The organism is Pseudomonas sp. FW507-12TSA (assembly GCF_058781435.1).
In genome coordinates this window covers 63291-80111 of the sequence record NZ_JBYSWT010000021.1, presented here as the reverse complement: position 1 = coordinate 80111, position 16821 = coordinate 63291, and the positions used below count along the sequence as shown (strand labels likewise).

General features: G+C 65.2%; 16 protein-coding genes. 10 read left to right on the top strand and 6 right to left on the bottom strand.

What is annotated here, in order from left to right; translation table 11 throughout:
* Nucleotides 1-177: 177 nt before the first annotated feature.
* Nucleotides 178-429, top strand: a complete 252-nt coding sequence (locus tag AC3WK8_RS19830) for a helix-turn-helix transcriptional regulator (protein WP_022638979.1) — start codon at nucleotides 178-180, stop codon at nucleotides 427-429.
* Nucleotides 429-1625 carry a type II toxin-antitoxin system HipA family toxin gene (locus AC3WK8_RS19825; protein ID WP_103325669.1) on the top strand — a complete coding sequence of 399 codons (1197 nt, stop codon included), beginning with the start codon at nucleotides 429-431 and terminating at the stop codon, nucleotides 1623-1625. The genes AC3WK8_RS19830 and AC3WK8_RS19825 overlap by 1 nt, the downstream gene beginning before the upstream one ends.
* Before the next feature lie 48 nt (nucleotides 1626-1673).
* Here the strand turns inward: AC3WK8_RS19825 and soxR are convergent, their stop codons facing one another.
* On the bottom strand, nucleotides 1674-2159 hold the full coding sequence (gene soxR, locus AC3WK8_RS19820) for a redox-sensitive transcriptional activator SoxR (RefSeq protein ID WP_022638981.1): 486 nt from the start codon (nucleotides 2157-2159) through the stop codon (nucleotides 1674-1676).
* 96 nt (nucleotides 2160-2255) lie between these two features.
* Here soxR and AC3WK8_RS19815 point away from each other — a divergent pair, with 96 nt between their 5' ends.
* Together AC3WK8_RS19815 and AC3WK8_RS19810 are read left to right on the top strand one after the other, a co-directional pair.
* A complete protein-coding gene (locus tag AC3WK8_RS19815; protein ID WP_256592315.1) occupies nucleotides 2256-3455 on the top strand; it encodes an efflux RND transporter periplasmic adaptor subunit in 1200 nt (399 codons plus the stop codon).
* A gap of 12 nt (nucleotides 3456-3467) precedes the next feature.
* A complete protein-coding gene (locus AC3WK8_RS19810) occupies nucleotides 3468-6629 on the top strand; it encodes an efflux RND transporter permease subunit (protein WP_085598952.1) in 3162 nt (1053 codons plus the stop codon).
* Nucleotides 6630-6728: 99 nt separating this feature from the next.
* On the opposite strand, the gene AC3WK8_RS19805 is transcribed toward AC3WK8_RS19810, so the two are convergent.
* The 3 genes from AC3WK8_RS19805 to AC3WK8_RS19795 all read right to left on the bottom strand — a co-directional run bounded on the left by AC3WK8_RS19805 (nucleotide 6729) and on the right by AC3WK8_RS19795 (nucleotide 9428).
* On the bottom strand, nucleotides 6729-7784 hold the full coding sequence (locus tag AC3WK8_RS19805) for a YkvI family membrane protein (RefSeq protein WP_085598954.1): 1056 nt from the start codon (nucleotides 7782-7784) through the stop codon (nucleotides 6729-6731).
* 101 nt (nucleotides 7785-7885) lie between these two features.
* Complete coding sequence (locus AC3WK8_RS19800; RefSeq protein WP_022638986.1) at nucleotides 7886-8263, bottom strand: RidA family protein; 378 nt, start codon at nucleotides 8261-8263, stop codon at nucleotides 7886-7888.
* A gap of 28 nt (nucleotides 8264-8291) precedes the next feature.
* The gene (locus AC3WK8_RS19795; RefSeq protein WP_103325667.1) at nucleotides 8292-9428 is read right to left on the bottom strand and encodes an NAD(P)/FAD-dependent oxidoreductase; all 1137 of its coding nucleotides are present in this window, start codon (nucleotides 9426-9428) and stop codon (nucleotides 8292-8294) included.
* Between the two features lie 166 nt (nucleotides 9429-9594).
* Here AC3WK8_RS19795 and AC3WK8_RS19790 point away from each other — a divergent pair, with 166 nt between their 5' ends.
* Nucleotides 9595-10212, top strand: a complete 618-nt coding sequence (locus AC3WK8_RS19790) for a helix-turn-helix domain-containing protein (protein WP_022638988.1) — start codon at nucleotides 9595-9597, stop codon at nucleotides 10210-10212.
* A gap of 50 nt (nucleotides 10213-10262) precedes the next feature.
* Here AC3WK8_RS19790 and AC3WK8_RS19785 read toward each other — a convergent pair whose 3' ends face one another.
* Both AC3WK8_RS19785 and AC3WK8_RS19780 read right to left on the bottom strand, forming a co-directional pair.
* Nucleotides 10263-11168: a proline iminopeptidase-family hydrolase gene (locus AC3WK8_RS19785; RefSeq protein WP_053136865.1), complete on the bottom strand. Its 906-nt coding sequence runs from the start codon at nucleotides 11166-11168 to the stop codon at nucleotides 10263-10265.
* Between the two features lie 89 nt (nucleotides 11169-11257).
* Nucleotides 11258-12019 (bottom strand): LuxR family transcriptional regulator, encoded by a 762-nt coding sequence (locus tag AC3WK8_RS19780; protein ID WP_022638990.1) that lies wholly within the window; start codon nucleotides 12017-12019, stop codon nucleotides 11258-11260.
* A 164-nt stretch (nucleotides 12020-12183) separates the two neighbouring features.
* Here AC3WK8_RS19780 and AC3WK8_RS19775 point away from each other — a divergent pair, with 164 nt between their 5' ends.
* The 5 genes from AC3WK8_RS19775 to AC3WK8_RS19755 are packed head-to-tail and all read left to right on the top strand — an operon-like array spanning nucleotide 12184 to nucleotide 16821.
* Nucleotides 12184-13071 carry a proline iminopeptidase-family hydrolase gene (locus AC3WK8_RS19775; RefSeq protein ID WP_085598962.1) on the top strand — a complete coding sequence of 296 codons (888 nt, stop codon included), beginning with the start codon at nucleotides 12184-12186 and terminating at the stop codon, nucleotides 13069-13071.
* A 3-nt stretch (nucleotides 13072-13074) separates the two neighbouring features.
* The gene (locus tag AC3WK8_RS19770) at nucleotides 13075-14022 is read left to right on the top strand and encodes an ABC transporter permease (protein WP_022638992.1); all 948 of its coding nucleotides are present in this window, start codon (nucleotides 13075-13077) and stop codon (nucleotides 14020-14022) included.
* Nucleotides 14019-14870: an ABC transporter permease gene (locus AC3WK8_RS19765; RefSeq protein ID WP_085598964.1), complete on the top strand. Its 852-nt coding sequence runs from the start codon at nucleotides 14019-14021 to the stop codon at nucleotides 14868-14870. The genes AC3WK8_RS19770 and AC3WK8_RS19765 overlap by 4 nt, the downstream gene beginning before the upstream one ends.
* Complete coding sequence (locus AC3WK8_RS19760) at nucleotides 14867-15853, top strand: ABC transporter ATP-binding protein (RefSeq protein ID WP_103325666.1); 987 nt, start codon at nucleotides 14867-14869, stop codon at nucleotides 15851-15853. The genes AC3WK8_RS19765 and AC3WK8_RS19760 overlap by 4 nt, the downstream gene beginning before the upstream one ends.
* Nucleotides 15850-16821, top strand: coding sequence for an ABC transporter ATP-binding protein (locus AC3WK8_RS19755; RefSeq protein WP_103325665.1), 972 nt, complete (start codon nucleotides 15850-15852; stop codon nucleotides 16819-16821). Before AC3WK8_RS19760 ends, AC3WK8_RS19755 begins: the two co-directional genes overlap by 4 nt.

Sequence of the window (16821 nt, the reverse complement as noted above, 5' to 3'; positions counted from 1 at the left end):
GCAGGTATGCTCAATACAGTTGTTCGTAGAAGTCAGCAATAGCGGCTGGAATCCGTATCGCCGATGGTCAGAAGCCGCTTTGCCTGGGGCCTCGAATGCAACTGGTCTGAGTCGCTTTGATTTTTTTGTAGGTAATGTATACGTTACTTCAATATCTGATTGTTACGTATATAGAACATGGATCATGCACTCATTACATTGCGTCTAGGTGAGCAGATTCGCCAGCGCCGCCTGAACCGCGGGTTGACCCAGGCCAGCTTGGCCTCCTTGGCAGGCATTACCCGGCAGAAAGTCATAACCATCGAAAGGGGCGATTTGTCGGTGGGCATGATGGCGTACGCACGAGTACTGGCAGCTCTGGACTGTGAGTTCACTCTGATGCCTGCCGCCATGCCCACGTTGGACGAGATCCAGGGAGTGTTCGAGTGATGCCGGCCATGCTGCAAGTCGCAACGCCAGAGGGTGGGAGCGGAAAGGTCTTCAATACCGCCGGGGACTATCTGTTTCGCTACCACGAAGACGCCGTGGCCCAGGCCGCTATCAGTCTGTTGATGCCTGTGCGCCTGGAGGAATACCGCTACCGCGAACTGCACCCGATTTTCCAGATGAACCTGCCGGAAGGTTATGTTCTGGAGCAGTTGCGCAACCGTCTGGCCAAGTTGGTGAGCATCGATCCCATGTTGCTGTTGGCCCTGTCTGGCAGCAGTTCTCCCATCGGCCGGGTAATGGTGCACTCCCCTGAAATCGATGCGCTCTTGCAACGCCAGCAGTTTGCCGGAGAACGGCTTGAGGAAATCCTGGCCTGGGACGGTACCGAGGATATTTTCGCTGGCCTGGTGGATCGCTACATCCTGCGCGCCGGTATCTCGGGTGTTCAGCCCAAGGTGCTGGTGCCTGAGCAGCAGGACGCCATGCCAGCGCGTTTTACCTCGAAGACTTCCGACTTGATCATCAAAAGTGGCCGGGATGAGTTTCCAGGGCTGGCGATCAACGAATTTCTTTGCATGTCCATGGCCCGGGAGGCGGGGATTGCGGTTCCGGAGTTCTATCTATCCGCCAACGGCAAATTGTTCGTCATGCGTCGCTTCGATCGGGACGAGCGGCTCGACCCACTGGGGTTCGAGGACATGGCTGCGCTGATGGGGCTGGGCACCGAACAGAAGTACGGCAAGAGTTATTCGGCGATTGCCAAGGCAGTCCGCCTGTTCTGTGCGCCCGAGCACGTGCGGGGCTCGCTAGACCAGTTGTTTGCCATGGTAAGCCTGAGTTGCATCGTGGGTAATGGCGATGCCCACCTGAAGAATTTTGGCCTGTTGTACTCCGATCCTACCCAGCGCAACGCACGGCTTGCGCCGGCCTACGACATCGTCAATACCACCGCGTACATTCCGGAAGATGTCCTTGCACTGGATCTGCTTGGCAACAAGTCTCTGTTCTCTTCGCGCCAAGGCTTGCTGGAATTTGCCAGGGTCTGTGATGTAGCGCGGCCCGAAGAGGTCATTCGCGAGCAGCTACAAGTTGTGGAGCGGGTGTTGGCCTGTTCGCCAGAATGGGTTGAACAAGCACCGCAGGTCGTCGCCGCAATCAGGCAGTGTGCCGAGCCGTTCATGAGAACCTTCGGCTAGCTCCAGGCACACGCTGGCAGCCCCGATAGCCACTGAGCTGCCAGAAACTCAAGCTTCCCCCCGCAATTCCTCCACATCGATCTTCTCGTCGCCGATCCAGCGCCGGGCGCCGCAGCCGTTGCGCGAGTAGATATCCCCCGGGTTGTTCATCTTGCAATGGTCCATGGACATGCAGCCGCAGCCGATGCATTCCTCCAGGCTCATGTTCAGCCGTTCCAGCTCGGCGATGCGCTGTTGCACCCGGGCTTTCCAGGTGGCGGACAGGCGTTGCCAGTCTTCGCCCATGGGGGCGTGGTTGTTGGGCAGGCCGTCGAGCTGCTCGCTGATTTCCTCCAGGGAGAAGCCCACCCGCTGGGCGAACACTATGTAGGCCACGCGCCGCAGCACCGAGCGTGGATAGCGCCGGTGGCCGCTGCCGGAGCGGGCTGAATTGATCAGCCCGCGGGACTCGTAGAAACGCAGCGCCGAGGCGTTGACTCCGCTGCGTCGGGCGATTTCGGTGATGGTCAGGTGAGGATCGCCTTGGGAATACATGCTCGCTCCTGGGAGGGCTTTACTTAAAGTTGACTTTAACTTGTACCGTGCCGGCAGCAAAAAAACCAATGTTCGATTGTCGGGGAGTGCATGTTCGTGAATTCAGCCCAGCGAGTTCTCTACCGGGCCCGTGGTGTATCGCGAGGTGTGGCGTTGTACGGCGTGGTCCTGGCCTTGGCGGCCTGTGGTGAAAGCAAGGCGCCCCCGGCGGCGCAGGCTCCGGAGGTGGAGGTCAGTACCCTGGCCTTGCGCAGTATCCGCGAGTGGGACCAGTTCAATGGGCGCATCAGTGCGGTAGACACCGTCGACCTGCGGCCACGGGTCAGTGGTTATGTCGACCGGGTGGCGTTTCGCGATGGTGAACAGGTGCGCCAGGGCCAGGTGCTGTTCGAGATCGATCCGCGGCCTTACCGCGAGGCCCTGGCCAGCGCCGAGGCGCGCCTGCAGCAGGCCCAGGCTTCGCTGCGCCTGGCCAAGGCCCAGGACCAGCGCGGCCAGGCGCTGGTTCGCCAGGCGGCGATTTCTCGCGAGGAGGGCGATATCCGCAGCGCCTCCCTGGGCCAGGGCCAGGCCCAGGTCAATGCGGCCATCGCCGATGTCGCCATGGCCCGGCTCAATCTGGGGTTCACCCAGGTGCGGGCGCCGTTCGCCGGGCGCGCCGGGCGGGCGCAGATCACCGCGGGCAACCTGGCCCAAGCCGACCAGACAGTACTGACCACAGTGGTGTCCCAGGACCCGATATACGTCTACTTCGATGCCGACGAGCACAGCTTCCTGCGTTACAGCGACCAGGCCGTGGCGGGTGCCCGCCCGGGGCTGGCCCATCAGGTGCGGGTCGGCCTGGCCAGCCAGCGCGACAGTTTTCCCTTCAGTGGCCAGGTGGACTTCCTGGATAACCGGGTGGATGCCACCACCGGCACCATCCGCGCCCGGGCGGTACTGCCCAACCCCGGCGGCAAGCTGACCCCCGGGCTGTATGCGCGGGTGCGCCTGGAGGGCGCCGGGGAAACCCAGGCGCTGCTGGTGGACGATCGCGCGATCCTCACCGACCAGAACCGCAAGTACGTGTATGTGCTGGGCCCGGAGGACAAGGCCGTGCGCAAGGACGTGACCCTCGGGCGCTTGCTCGATGGCTTGCGGGTGATCGAGTCGGGCCTGGCCCCAGGCGATCAGGTGGTGGTCAGCGGCGCGCAGAAGATCTTCTACCCCGGCATGCCGATCCGCCCCAAGGAGGTGGCGCCGTCCAGCGCGAAGCCGTCGTTGAGCCCTGATGCCCCGGCGTTGTCGGCCCACTGACGGAGACGGAACATGGATTTCTCGAAGTTCTTCATCGACCGGCCGATCTTCGCCATTGTCTTGTCGATCATCATTTTCGCCCTGGGGCTGATCTCGATCCCGCTGCTGCCCTCCGGGGAATACCCCGAGGTGGTGCCGCCCAGCGTCATGGTCCGCGCCACTTATCCTGGCGCCAACCCCAAGGAAATCGCCGAGTCGGTGGCGGTGCCCCTGGAGGAGGCGATCAACGGCGTCGAAGGCATCATGTACATGAAGTCGGTGGCCGGCTCCAACGGCACCCTGGCCCTGACCGTGACCTTCAGCCCCGGCATCGATCCGGACGCCGCCGCAGTGCGGGTGCAGAACCGCGTCAGCCAGGCGTTGTCACGCTTGCCGGAGGAGGTGCGGCAATACGGCGTCACCACCCAGAAGCAGTCGCCGACCCCGCTGATGTACGTCAGCCTGTATTCCAAGGAAGGCCACTACGACTCGCTGTACTTGCGCAACTACCTGACCCTGCACGTCAAGGATGCGCTGTCGCGCCTGCCCGGCATCGGTGATGTCGGGGTCTATGGCTCCGGTGACTACGCCATGCGCCTGTGGCTGGACCCCGATGCTTTGGCGTCTCGCGGGTTGACGGCGGCCGACGTGCTGAGCGCCGTGCGCGAGCAGAACGTGCAGGTCTCGGCGGGCCAGCTGGGGGCCGAACCATCGCCGCAGAAGGCCGATTTCCTGTTGTCGATCAACGTTCGCGGACGCCTGCGCAGCGAGCAGGAGTTCGGCGATATCGTGCTCAAGTCCGGCAGGGACGGCCAGGTGGTGCGGTTGTCCGACGTGGCGCGCATCGAGCTGGGAGCTGGCGACTACACACTGCGTGCCTCCCTGGATGGCAAGGAGCAGGCCACCGTGGGCATCTTCCTGCTGCCGGGGGCCAACGCCCTGCAGGTGGCCGATGCGGTCTATGCCAAGTTCGACGAGCTGGCGCAGACCTTCCCCGAGGACGTGGCCTACAAGGCGATCTGGGACCCGACGGTGTTCGTCCGCGAGTCCATCGCCGCGGTGCAGCACACCCTGATCGAGGCGGTGATCCTGGTGGTGCTGGTGGTGATCGTGTTCCTGCAGACCTGGCGGGCTTCGATCATCCCGCTGCTGGCGGTGCCGGTGTCGATCATCGGCACCTTCGCCTGGCTCTACCTGCTGGGGTACTCGATCAACACCCTGACGCTGTTCGGCATGGTGCTGGCCATCGGCATCGTGGTGGATGACGCCATCGTGGTGGTGGAGAACGTCGAGCGCTTCATCGCCCAGGGCCTGCGCCCGCGGGAGGCCGCGCACCGGGCGATGAAGGAGGTCTCCGGGCCGATCGTCGCCATCGCCCTGGTGCTGTGCGCGGTGTTCGTGCCCATGGCCTTCCTCTCGGGCGTCACCGGGCAGTTCTACAAGCAGTTCGCGGTGACCATCGCCATCTCCACGGTGATCTCGGCGATCAACTCGCTGACCCTGTCGCCGGCGCTGGCGGCCAAGCTGCTCAAGCCCCACGATGCCCCCAAGGACCCCCTGGAACGCTTGATCCAGCGCCTGCTGGGCGGCTTCTTCAAGGTCTTCAACCGCTTCTTCAATCGCAGCTCCGAGCGCTACCAGGGATCGGTCACCGGGATCCTGCGTCATCGCGGCAGTGTCTTCGCGATCTACGGCCTGTTGCTGGTGGCCACGGTCTGGCTGTTCCAGATCGTGCCCGGCGGTTTCATCCCGACCCAGGACAAGCTCTACCTGTTCGCCGGCACCAAGCTGCCCGAGGGGTCGTCGCTGTCGCGCACCGACGAGCTGACGCGCAAGGTCATCGAGACCGCCCTGAGCGTGGAAGGCGTGGACATGGCGCCGGCCTTCAGTGGCCTGAATGCCTTGCAGGGGGTGAATACGCCCAACGTGATGGCGGCGTACATCATCCTCAAGCCGTTCGACCAGCGCACCCGCAGCGCCGCGCAGATCAACGCCGAGCTCAACGCCAAGCTGTCGCAACTGCATGAAGGCTTCGCCTATGCGCTGTTGCCGCCGCCGATCCAGGGCCTGGGCAACGGCTCGGGCTACGCCTTGTACCTGGAGGATCGCGAGGGCCTGGGCTACGGCGCCCTGCAAGGGGCCATGAGCGCCTTCCAGGCGGCCGTGGCCCGGACCCCGGGCATGAGCTTCCCGGTGAGTTCCTACCAGGCCAACATTCCCCAGCTGGAAGTGCAGGTCGACCGGGTCAAGGCCAAGGCCCAGGGTGTGGCCCTGAGCGATGTGTTCAACACCTTGCAGGTCTACCTGGGCTCGGCCTACGTCAACGACTTCAACCTGTTCGGGCGGGTGTACCGGGTGATGGCCCAGGCCGACGCCCGTTATCGCCAGAGCGCCGAGGACATCGGCGCGCTGCGGGTACGCAACGACCGGGGCGAGATGGTGCCGCTGGCGGCGATGATCACCGTCACCCACACCTTCGGCCCGGACCCGGTGGTGCGCTACAACGGCTACCCGGCGGCGGGGATGATCGGCGATGCCAACCCCAAGCAGCTCTCCTCGGCCCAGGTCCTGGTCAAGTTGCAGGAGATCGCCGACCAGGTGCTGCCCAAGGGCATCGTCCTTGCGTGGACCGACCTGAGTTATCAACAGGTGACCCAGAGCCATGCGGCGCTGGTGGTCTTCCCCCTTGCGGTGATGCTGGTGTTCCTGGTGCTGGCGGCGCTCTATGAAAGCTGGACCCTGCCCCTGGCGGTGATCCTGATCGTGCCGGTGTGCATGCTGGCGGCGCTGAGCGGGGTATGGCTCAGCGGTGGCGACAACAACGTGTTCGTCCAGGTCGGGCTGGTGGTGCTGATGGGCCTGGCCTGCAAGAACGCGATCCTCATCGTCGAGTTCGCCCGGGAGCTGGAAGCCCAGGGCTGGGGTATCGTCGACGCGGCGCTGGAGGCCTGCCGCCTGCGTCTGCGGCCGATCGTCATGACTTCGGTGGCCTTCATCGCCGGGGCGGTGCCGTTGCTGATCGGTACGGGCGCCGGTAGCGAGATCCGCGCTGCCACCGGGATCACGGTGTTCTTCGGCATGCTCGGGGTGACGCTCCTGGGCTTGTTCCTGACCCCGGTGTTCTACGTGACCCTGCGCAAGCTGGCCGGTGGCTCGGTGCATGCCCTGGCGCAGGCCGAGCCGGTTCAGCCGTAGGGCTGCCTGGCGCAACGAGACAGCGGGGGCCTTCGGGCACCCGCTGTCGGTTCAGGCCGGGCTTTTGTGGCTTGTACCGAGCCTATCCGAGCTGGTGCCTTACGCCAGCGCCAGCCGCCGTGGGCGCAGCCAGCCGATGATCACGGCGGCGATCAGCAGGAAACCCAGGTAGCCGAAGAACGGGTAGACCTGGCCCACCAGGCTGATGAAGCCCACCAGGCTGCCGACGAAGGCCAGGGCCCCGGCCAGGATCGAGCCGATGCGGAACTGCCGGGTGCCGGCGGGCAGCAGGCGGGCGGAGAAGGAGTACAGGGTGCCGACGGCGGTGTTGAGGATCATGCAGAAGATGATCAGCGCCATCAGCAGGCCCAGGGTCGGCGAGACTTCGCTGGCGATCGACAGCATCGGCATTGGCAACTGCGCCACGCTGTCCAGGCGCGACAGCAGGCCCAGGCTCATCACCAGCATCAAGACGCCCAGCAAGGCACCACCAAGGATGCCGCCCCACATCGCCTGTTTCTCACCCTTGGCCGCACCACCCATGATCGCCAGGATCGGCACCCCGGCGACGATGTTGTAGGAGACGTAGAGCAGGGCGCCCAGCAGCCAGTGGCTGGCCCCGGCCTGTTGCTGGCTGGCCAGGTGGTCGAGTTGCTCGAAGTCCAGGTGGCGGGTCGCGGCGCCGTACAGGGCGATGCCCACGGCGGTGATGATGAGGAACGGGGTCACCGCGCCGATCATGCCGATCACCTTGTGCACGTCCAGGCAGACGATGGCCACCACCACCAGGGTCACCAGCACGCTGCCGGTGATGGCCGGGATGCCGAACTGCTGCTCCAGCAGGGCGCCGCCGCCGGCGAGCATGACCACGGTCACGGCGAACATGAAGAAGGTGATCATCAGGTCCACCAGGGCGCCCAGGTGCCGGCCGCACAAGGCATGCACCACGTCCTTGTGCGAGGCAGCCCGCAAGCGGCTGCCCAGGCTGGCCAGGGCCATGCCGAGGAAGGTGAACAGCGCGGCGCTGACCACGGCCCCGAGCAGGCCCCAGACACCGAAATCGACGAACATCAGCAGCAGCTCCCGGCCGGAGGCGAACCCCGCCCCGACAATCACACCGACGAAGGCGCCGGCGATCTTCAGACTTTCTTTCATGACGATTGGCCTCGGATTGTTCTTGTTATGTAAGGAGGACGCCACGGCGCTGGAGGGCCGTGGTCATCCTGGGCATCGCACTTGAAGGTTGGGCGGGTGGCTCAGTTGTCCCCGACCCAGACCTGGACTTCGATCTCTACGTCCACGCCCAGCGCCAGTTGCGCAGCGACCGTGGAGCGCACCGGGAAACCGTTCTTGAAGTAGCCCTGGTACACCTCGTTGAAGCCGGCGAAGTGCTGCATGTCGGTGATCCAGACGGTGCTTTTCACCACCTGGTCGAAGCTCGCGCCGCACTCGGCCAGGGTGTCGCCGATGCGCTGCATGGCCGCGTCGGTCTGGACGCGAATATCGCCACGTACCACTTCGCCTTCGGCGCTCATGGGGATCTGCCCGGAGAGAAACAGGAAGCCGCCGACCCGGATCGCCCTGGAGAAGGGCAGGGGCAGGGAGCTGGGGTAACGCTGGATTTCGTTGGACATGGAGTATTCCTCGTGGACGGGGTTTGGATTAACGCAAGCGTGCCGGGGCCAGGCGCTGCGGGTCGACGCCCTGGCCCAGCAGTTCTTCGGGGACCGGTTGGCCGAGCAACAGGGCACAGGCCAGTTGCGAGACACCGGCGGCCGACTGGATGCCGTAGCCGCCCTGGGCCGCGAGCCAGAAGAAGCCTTCGCGGTCGTCGTCCCAGCCCACCACCAGGTCGCCATCGGCGACGAAGGAGCGCAGGCCGGCCCAGCTGTGGCGCGGACGGCGGATGTTCAGCGAGGTGGCGTTCTGGATGTGGTAGATGCCGGTGGCGATGTCCAGCTCCTCGGGCATCACGTCCTGGGGCGGCACCGGGTCGGCGTTGGCCGGGGAACCGAGCAGCTGGCCGGCATCGGGCTTGAAGTAGAAGCTTTCGTCGATGCCGATCACTGCCGGCCAGCGGCTGAAGTCGGTGTCTTGCGGACCTTCGAAGGTGAAGGCGCTGCGCCGGCAAGGTTGCAGGCCCACGGGCGCCACGCCGCACAACCGGGCCACCTCGTCGGCCCAGGCGCCGGCGGCGTTCACCAGGCTGCGGGCCTGCACCTGCCGGCCATTCTTGAGCCTGAGGAGCCAATGGCGGTCTTCGCGGGTGGCCTCGACCATCTGCGCGTCGCACTGCAAGACCCCGCCGGCCCGGCGCATGGCCCGCAGGAAGCCCTGGTGCAGGGCGTGCACGTCCAGGTCCTGGGCAGCGGTTTCCAGCATGGCGCCAGCGATGGCCTCGGGACGCAGGCAGGGCACCAGCGCCTGGGCCTGGTCGGCGTCGATCAGGCGCACATTGGCCGAGCGGGCGCGGGTTTCGTCGTAGGTCTGCTGCAGTTGATCCAGCTGTTCGTGGTTGGCGACGTACAGGCAACCCCGGGGTTCGAGCAGCGGGTGCTCGCTGAAGCCTTCCGGAGGCCGTTGATAGAAGGCCCGGCTGGCGCGGGTCAGGGCCTGGATCTGCGGGGTGCCGTAGGCCTCCATGAACATCGCCGCCGAGCGCCCGGTGGCGTGATAGCCCGGCTGCGATTCGCGTTCCAGCACCAGCACGCTGGCCTGGCCGGCCAGGCGGTAGGCCAGGGAGGCTCCGGCGATACCGCCGCCGATGATGACGAAATCGAAGCATTGGGTGTCGTGCATGGCGAACTACCTTCATTGTCCGGAAAAGGGTTGCGAGATAAATTCTCGCATACGAGAAATCTAAGATATGAGAATTTTCCAGTCAACCGGAGATCATGGGGTAATATTTCGCCATTGGCCCCGGCTCCTGTCGCGGCAGTCCTTATCCGCCTGACAGAGAGCCTCCATGAGTGCCGACCGAGCCCAGCCCGCCTCGTGCTCCCCCGCCCATCCACTGACCGACCGGACCCAGGTCGGCGCGCGCCTGCGCAGCATCCGCAAGGCGCAGAAATTGACCCTCAAGCAGCTCTCGGAACGTTCCGGCGTGGCGCTGTCGACCTTGTCGAAAATGGAGCTGGCCCAGGTTTCGGTGAGTTATGAAAAGCTCGCGGCGGCGGCCCGGGCCCTGGGTGTGGACATCGCCCAGCTGTTCGCCCCGTCGGCCATGGCCAGCCGGGCGGTGCAGCCCACGGTGGTCAGTACCACCATCGCCGATGCCCCGGGCTACAGCACCGGCAACTATGACTACCACCCCATGGCCGGCGATTTCCCGGGGCGCAACATGACGCCCATGTATGCGCGGATCTTCGCCCGTGAGCTGCAGCAGTTCGAGGACTACATCCGTCATCCTGGGCAGGAGTTCGCCCTGGTGCTGTCCGGGCGGGTGCGCATCCAGTTCGAGACGGGGGAGCAGGTGAGCATCGGGCCGCAGGAAACCGCCTACTTCAACAGCAGCATCGGCCATATCTACCTGGCCGAAGGCGTGGAGGACGCCGAGGTGATGGTGGTGATGTCCGAGCGCTGAGCCCGGCGCCTGCCAGCCCAGGCCGCGGGAGGCCTGGGGCGAGGGGGAGATCAGCGGGCCAGGGATTCGTCGAGGAATTTCACCACGGTGCCCATGCAGGCCATGCGCTCCTCGATGTGGGGCATGTGGCTGGAGGCTTCGAACAGCGCCCAGCGAATATCCGGCACGAGATCCAGGAACGGCTTGACCACGGTTGGCGTGGCTTCGTCGTGGCGCCCGGAAATCAACAGGGTCGGCACCTTGATCCGGTGCAGGCCATCGACGATGGACAGGTCCTTGGTGTTGCCGATGATGTGGAATTCGTTGGGGCCGGTCATGGCGTGGTAGACGGTCGGGTCGGCATCGACCTGGGCGAAGGTGCGCGCCACTTCGTCCGGCCAGGGGCTGATCCGGCACACATGGCGGTCGTAGAACACCCGTGATGCGGCGAGGTATTCGGCGGCCCCGTAGTTACCGACCCGCTCGTGCTCGAGCAGCGTCTGCTGCACATCCTCTGGCAGGAGCTGGCGCAGGCGATTGGCCTCCTCGACCCAGGTGCGCATGTCCGCCGGGGAGTTGGCGACGATCAGCGCGCGCAGGCCGGCCGGCTGCCGGGCCGCATGGGCACTGGCCAGCATGCCGCCCCAGGACTGCCCCAGCAGCGCGTAGTCGTTGCTGATACGCAGGTGGTCGAGCAGGTTGTCCAGTTCCTCGAGGAACAGTTGCAGGTTCCAGAACGCAGGGTCTTTTTCCGGCAGGTGGGTCGAGTGGCCGTTGCCCAGTTGGTCGTAGTGGATCACTGGGCGCCCGCTGCTGGCGATGTCGCTGAAGGCGTCGAGGTAGTCATGCGTGCAGCCCGGGCCGCCATGGATGATCACCAGCGGCGTGTAGCCGCTGTCCAGGTCGCCGGTGATGCGATACCAGGTCTGGTAGGGACCAAAAGATGCAAAGCCTTCGCGTGTTGCGAGAAATTCCATTTCATGCCGCTCTGTGAAAAACCCTGCAACACAAGATACCGGGAGGCGGTCACCGGGATAACTAGAGAAACAGATAGGTTTTTGCCGGCTCAGCTATCCAGGAGGCGGTAGTGGGTCGCCCTGACCACGGCCTGGACCCGGTTCTTGGCACCCAGCTTGTGCATCGCCGAGGTCAGGTGCAGGGTGATGGTGGCCAGCGAGCGGTTCAGGCGGCTGGCGATTTCGGCCGCTGTCAGCCCGTCGGCCGCGAGTTTCAGGCACTCGCGCTCGCGTTTGGTCAGGTGGATCCGGCAGGCCGGGGACTCCTTGGCCAGCAGCGGGAAGGCCGCCTCCTGCAGGGCGTGGGAGATCAGGGTGAAATCCCCCAGGGCCTGGCGGGCATCGGCGAGGGAACTGGCGCTGGTGTCCGAGCGCAGCCCCGTCAGGGTGGCGAAACCGCCCTTGGGCAGATGGATCGGCACCGTGACCCCGCAAGTCATCTGCGAATCATGCAGGTAGCTGATCACGGGCGCATGGTTGCGGTCCATGAACCGCTGCAGCACCGTCTCGTCTTCCGGGCGATAGGACCAGGCAAAAGGGGAAACGGCATCGACCGCCACGTGCTGGACGGGATCGATCTGGTAGAAGCCTTCCTGGCACCAGAGCGACTGCCAGTCATCGGGGGTGTTGCGCAGCCTGACCACCGAAGGGGTGAGCAATATTCCCTCGTGGTCCAGCGGTACCGGACTGTAGTCGTAGACCAGGGCATCGAAGCCCAGCGCCTGGGCCATGCGCAATACGTTGTCCATCTGTTCGTCCAGGCTCCTGCCGGACACGAGACGGGCATTGAAATCAGACAGCTTGGTCTGCATCCATTCAGCTCCCTTGGCAATTTCAATCCTGAAATCGGGCCGGTAGAATGCCACGCCCGGACAAAGGACTGCCAGACCAAACCTATAGGAAATACTAGGTTATGGACGTACGGCTTCCTCGGTAAGGTTTCGCCAAAAGGGCATTGACCAGATGGAGAACAAGGATGTGGCGTGAAGTCGAGCCAGACCAGCGATACGAAGTGCAAGTCGATGGTCACAAACTGGTGGCCTATGGCTTTGGCGAAGGCGATGAGGTGCTGTTGTGCCTGAACGGTGGCCCGGGCCTGCCCTGCGATTACCTGCGCGATAGCCATGGCTGGCTCAAGGAGCATGGGTTGCGGGTGATTGCCTTCGACCAGCTGGGCACCGGCGCCTCGGACCGGCCCACCGATCCGGCGCTGTGGGATATCGGCCGCTACGTGGCCGAGGTAGAGACCGTGCGCCAGACCCTGGAGCTGGGCCAGGTCCACCTGCTGGGGCATTCCTGGGGTGGCTGGCTGGGGATCGAATACGCTATCCATCATCCCCAGGCCCTCAAGACCCTGATCCTGGAGAACACCGCCGGCGACCTGCCGCACCTGTCCCTGGAACTGGAGCGCCTGCGCAGCGCCCTGGGCAGCGAGACCGTGGCCATGATGCAGCGCCACGAGGCCATGGGCACCCTGGATCATCCCCAGTACCAGGCCGCGGTCACCCTGCTCAACTACCGGCACGTGTGCCGCCTGGAGCAATGGCCGGCACCGGTGAACCGTTCCCTGGGCGACTGGAACATGGGGCCGTACGTCACCATGCAGGGCCCCAACGAATTCCTCTATACCGGTAATCTCAAGGACTGGAACCGCATCCAGGAGATGGCCAGCTTCCAGATGCCGGTGCTGATCACCACCGGCCAGCACGACGAGCTGACCCCGGCCTGCGCCATGCGCATGAAGATGGCGCTCAAGGATGCCCAGTTGCATGTCTTCCCCAACAGCAGCCATATGCCGTTCTACGAAGAACCCCAGGCCTACTTCCCGGTGTTGCTGGACTTTCTGCAGCGCCACCGGAGCTAGTGCATGAACCTGGCGCGTTATCGCTTCATCCTGTCGCGCCCGCTGCAGCTGTTGCCGGTGTTGTTCGGCATCAGCCTGATCACCTTCGTGCTGGTGCGCTCCATTCCCGGCGACCCGGCACGGGCGTTGCTGGGCTCGCGCAGTACCCCGGATGCGTTGATCAAGATCCGCGCCCAGTACGGCCTGGACCAGCCGTTGTGGCTGCAGTACTTCTATTTCCTCAAGAACCTGCTCAAGGGCGATCTCGGCCAGTCGCTGCTGTACAAGGTCGATGCCCTCAAGCTGATTGCCAGCCGCATCGAGCCGACGCTGTTGCTGGTGTCCGGCAGCGTGTTGCTGGCGCTGTTGATCGCCATTCCCCTGGCCACGCTGGCGGCGCGCAACAAGGGCGGCTGGAGCGACCACCTGATCCGCCTGTTCACCACCGCTGGCCTGGGCATGCCGGCGTTCTGGCTGGGGATCATGCTGATCCTGCTGTTGAGCGTGCAGTTGGGGCTGTTCCCGGTCTCGGGTTATGGCCGCACCCTGGCCGACAAGCTGCACCACATGGTCCTGCCGTGCCTGACCATTGCCCTGGCGCTATCGGCGGTGCTGGTGCGCAACCTGCGGGCCAGCATGCTCATGGAGCTGCAGGCCGACCACGCCACTGCTGCCCGGGCCCGAGGCTTGTCCGAAGGGGCGATCTTTCGCCGGCATGTCTTGCCCAACTCGCTGGTGCCGGCGGTCAACCTGCTGGCGGTGAACATCGGCTGGCTGATCAGCGGCACGGTGGTCATCGAAAGCCTGTTCGCCATTCCCGGCATCGGCCAGTTGCTGGTGCGTGGCATTTTCACCCGTGACTACATGGTGGTGCAGGGCGTGGCCATGGTGCTGGCCTGCGCCACGGTGCTGGTCAACTTCCTCGCCGACGTGGTGACGGTGGCGATCGATCCCCGGGTGAACATGCGATGAGCGTCCAGGCCTCGATCCCCGCCGGGCGCCTGGGCCTCGGCTTGCGCAATGGCCGGTTGGCCATGGTGCTGGGCCTGGCCATCGTCGGCGGCTGGTTGCTGCTGGCGCTCTGCGCGCCGTGGGTCGCGCCTTTCGACCCGATCGCGCAGAACACCGATATCCGCCTGTTGGCGCCGAGCCTGGCCCATCCCTTTGGCACCGACAACTTCGGGCGCGACATCCTCTCCCGGGTGATCTGGGGCGCGCGCATCGACTTGCAATTGGCGGTGATCGGCGTGTTGTTCCCGTTCCTCATCGGCACCTGCATCGGCGCCTTGGCCGGTTACATCGGCGGGCGTTTCGACACGGTGTGCATGCGCTTGATCGATGTGATCCTGGCCTTCCCGTTCCTGGTGCTGATGCTGGCGATCATGGCCATCCTCGGGCCGGGCCTGAGCAACTTCTACATCGCCATGGCCCTGGTGGGCTGGGTGTCCTACGCGCGGCTGATCCGCTCGCAGATCCTGGTGCTCAAGCACAGCGATTTCGTCCTGGCGGCCAAGAGCCTGGGGTTCGGCCATGGGCGCATCCTGTTCCGCCATTTGCTGCCCAATGCGCTGTTCGGCTCGATCGTGTTCTCCATGTCCGACGCGGTGCTGGTGCTGCTCAATGGCGCAGCGGTCAGCTACCTGGGCCTTGGCGTGCAGCCACCTACCGCGGAGTGGGGCACCATGGTCGCCGAGGGCCAGAGCTTCATCACCTCGGCCTGGTGGCTCTGCACTTTCCCGGGATTGGCCATCGTCACCCTGGCCATGGGCTTCAGCCTGTTGGCCGACGGCATCGCCGAGCACTTCGGGGGGCGCCCATGACCTCGCCGGTATTGCGTGTCGAAGAACTCAGCGTGATCGCCCAAAACGATGGCCGTGAGGTCACCCTGGTGGATCGCTTGTCATTCGACCTGGCCGAGGGCGAGATCCTTGGCCTGGTGGGCGAGAGCGGCTCGGGCAAGACCATGGCCTGCCGGGCGCTGATGCGCCTGTTGCCGGCGACCAACCTGCGGGCCCAGGGCAAGGCCGTGCAACTGGCCGGCCAGGACTTGCTGCAACTGGATGAGGCCGGTATGCGCAGTGTGCGCGGTCGGCGCCTGGGGATGATCTTCCAGAACCCCAGCAGTCATCTCGACCCGCTGATGCGCATCGGCGAGCAGATATCCGAGGGTATCCGCCTGCACCAGGGCGCCTCCAGGTGCGAGGCGCGGGCCAAGGCCATCGATGTGCTGCGCCAGGTAGGCATTCCCGACCCGCAGCGGCGGATCGACAGCTACCCCCACGAGTTTTCCGGCGGCATGCGCCAGCGGGCGATGATCGCCGTGGCCCTGGGCTGCAATCCCCAGGTGCTGATCGCCGACGAGCCGACCACGGCCCTGGACGTCACCGTGCAGGCGCAGATCCTGCGCCTGCTGCTGGACCTGCGCGACCGGCATGGGCTGTCGATCATCATGATCACCCACGACCTGGGCGTGGTCGCCCAGACTTGCGATGCCATCGCGGTGATGTACGCCGGCCGGCTCTGCGAACACGGCGACAAGCAGGCGCTGCTGGCCCATCCACGACATCCCTATACCGCGGCGCTGATCGGTTGCCAGCCGACCCATGGCGCCGGTGAAGCCCGGCTGCGTACCATCGCCGGCCAGCCGCCGTTGCTCGATGCCCTGCCGGCGGGTTGCCGTTTCAATCCCCGCTGCTTCCAGCCGGGCAGCCGTTGCGCGCAGGCGTTGCCGGACATGCAAGCCCTGGGGCAGGGCACGCGGGTGGCCTGTCATTACCCCTTGCTGGCTGGAAGCCCGTCATGAACCTGCTGCAAGTGAAGGACCTAGAGGTGCGCTTCGCCGCTCCCGGCACGGGTTTGTTCGGTTTCAAGCCTCAGTGGCTGCAAGCGGTCAACGGGGTGTCGCTGCACCTTGCCCCCGGGGAAATCCTGGGGCTGGTGGGCGAGTCGGGCAGCGGCAAGAGCACCTTGGGCCGCGCCATCTTGCGCCTGAATGACATCCACGCAGGCCAGGTGCTGTTCGATGGCGTGGACGTGACACGCGGCCGCAAGCTGGATATCCAGCACCTGCGCCGGCAGACCGCGATGATCTTCCAGGACCCCTATGCCGCGCTCAACCCACGCCTGAGCATCGGCCAGGCCATCGCCGAAGTGCTGCGGGTACAGGGCGTGATCGCGGCACCGTTGATTGCGCGCCGGGTCGACGAGTTGCTGACCCTGGTCGGGCTGCGCCCGGAACTGGCCGGGCGCAAGCCGGGCGAGCTCAGTGGCGGCCAGTGCCAGCGTGTGGGGATCGCCCGGGCGCTGGCAGTGGAACCGCGCTTGATCGTCGCCGATGAATGCGTGGCGGCGTTGGACGTGTCCATCCAGGGGCAGATCATCAACCTGCTGCTGGAGCTGCGCGAGCGCATGAACCTGGCGATCCTGTTCATCGCCCACGACCTGGCGATCGTCCAGCGCCTGTGCAGCCGGGTGGCGGTGATGTATCTGGGGCAGATCGTCGAGCAAGGGCCTACCGATGCGGTGTTCGGTGCCCCGCGCCATCCCTATACCGCTGCGTTGATCCAGTCGATCCCGCATATCGACCCCCATCGGCGTTTGGCGAGCGAACCCTTGCCGGGTGAGCCACCCAGCCCGTTGGCACTGCCAGGCGGCTGTGCCTTCCACCCGCGCTGCCGGCAGGCCCGATCCACCTGCGCCGCAACACCGCCGCCCCATCGAGACCTGGGTGGGCACAGCTACCGTTGTGTGCTCGCCGAACCCGTGCTTTGA

Excerpts from the sequence above, each read along its gene's own strand:
- AC3WK8_RS19770 (WP_022638992.1), top strand. The coding sequence starts at position 13,075 with ATGAACCTGGCGCGTTATCGCTTCATCCTGTCGCGCCCGCTGCAGCTG.
- AC3WK8_RS19805 (WP_085598954.1), bottom strand. The coding sequence starts at position 7,784 with ATGAAAGAAAGTCTGAAGATCGCCGGCGCCTTCGTCGGTGTGATTGTC.
- AC3WK8_RS19830 (WP_022638979.1), top strand. The coding sequence starts at position 178 with ATGGATCATGCACTCATTACATTGCGTCTAGGTGAGCAGATTCGCCAG.
- soxR (WP_022638981.1), bottom strand. The coding sequence starts at position 2,159 with ATGTATTCCCAAGGCGATCCTCACCTGACCATCACCGAAATCGCCCGA.
- AC3WK8_RS19790 (WP_022638988.1), top strand. The coding sequence starts at position 9,595 with ATGAGTGCCGACCGAGCCCAGCCCGCCTCGTGCTCCCCCGCCCATCCA.
- AC3WK8_RS19810 (WP_085598952.1), top strand. The coding sequence starts at position 3,468 with ATGGATTTCTCGAAGTTCTTCATCGACCGGCCGATCTTCGCCATTGTC.
- AC3WK8_RS19785 (WP_053136865.1), bottom strand. The coding sequence starts at position 11,168 with ATGGAATTTCTCGCAACACGCGAAGGCTTTGCATCTTTTGGTCCCTAC.
- AC3WK8_RS19775 (WP_085598962.1), top strand. The coding sequence starts at position 12,184 with ATGTGGCGTGAAGTCGAGCCAGACCAGCGATACGAAGTGCAAGTCGAT.
- AC3WK8_RS19825 (WP_103325669.1), top strand. The coding sequence starts at position 429 with ATGCCGGCCATGCTGCAAGTCGCAACGCCAGAGGGTGGGAGCGGAAAG.
- AC3WK8_RS19800 (WP_022638986.1), bottom strand. The coding sequence starts at position 8,263 with ATGTCCAACGAAATCCAGCGTTACCCCAGCTCCCTGCCCCTGCCCTTC.
- AC3WK8_RS19760 (WP_103325666.1), top strand. The coding sequence starts at position 14,867 with ATGACCTCGCCGGTATTGCGTGTCGAAGAACTCAGCGTGATCGCCCAA.
- AC3WK8_RS19765 (WP_085598964.1), top strand. The coding sequence starts at position 14,019 with ATGAGCGTCCAGGCCTCGATCCCCGCCGGGCGCCTGGGCCTCGGCTTG.
- AC3WK8_RS19755 (WP_103325665.1), top strand. The coding sequence starts at position 15,850 with ATGAACCTGCTGCAAGTGAAGGACCTAGAGGTGCGCTTCGCCGCTCCC.
- AC3WK8_RS19780 (WP_022638990.1), bottom strand. The coding sequence starts at position 12,019 with ATGCAGACCAAGCTGTCTGATTTCAATGCCCGTCTCGTGTCCGGCAGG.
- AC3WK8_RS19795 (WP_103325667.1), bottom strand. The coding sequence starts at position 9,428 with ATGCACGACACCCAATGCTTCGATTTCGTCATCATCGGCGGCGGTATC.